At 76.6% G+C, this 672-nt stretch carries 1 protein-coding gene; it reads left to right on the top strand.

The window, feature by feature from the left end; all coding sequences use genetic code 11:
* Positions 1-533, top strand: a 533-nt coding sequence (locus C2142_RS35990) for an FAD-dependent monooxygenase (RefSeq protein ID WP_174315819.1), incomplete at its 5' end; no start/stop codon positions are given.
* Positions 534-672 lie beyond the last annotated feature (139 nt).

The following is a 672-nucleotide window of genomic DNA, read 5'->3' as shown; positions in this document are numbered from 1 at the left end:
AGTGGCACGCGGTGCTGAACGCCCCCGCCGGGGTTCGCTACCCGGACCCGCTGGCCGAGGTCCGGCGCCGCTTCGCCGGCTGGCACGAGCCGATTCCGGCACTCCTGGCCGCGACCCGTCCGGAAGCCGTCCTGCACCACGACATCAACGAGCTGACCACCCCGCTCCCCTCCTACACGGCCGGCCGGGTGGCCCTGCTCGGCGACGCCGCTCACGCCATGACCCCCCACCTCGGGCAGGGGGCCTGCCAGGCGCTGGAGGACGCGGTGACCCTTGCCTCCGCCCTCGGCTCGGAGCCGACCGTCGAGGCGGCCCTCACCCGGTACGACACCGAGCGGCGCCCGCGCAGCCAGACGGTCGCCCGCGACGCACGGAGGGCCGGCCGGATGGGCCAGCAGCTCGCGCACCCGCTGGCCGTCGCCGCCCGCAACACGGCGATCCGCCTCACCCCGTCCGGTGCGATGATCCGCACCGTCCTACGACACGTGGACTGGACCCCGCCTCGGATCGCCGCCGCACCCGCCCGGCCCTGACCCCACCCACTCGGAGGCCCGCCACGGCCCGGTTCCAGAGCCCGCCGCGACCCGGTTCCGGCACAGGCGTCACCACGGCGGCCGACAGGGCGGCAGGGAGGCAGGGAGGCAGACACGACGGCCGGCAACCGCGCTGCCG

This window comes from Streptomyces sp. CB01881 (genome assembly GCF_002953255.1).
Lineage (GTDB): Bacteria > Actinomycetota > Actinomycetes > Streptomycetales > Streptomycetaceae > Kitasatospora.
Note: the sequence above shows the minus strand (reverse complement) of the source record. Positions and strands in the feature narration are given on the sequence as shown.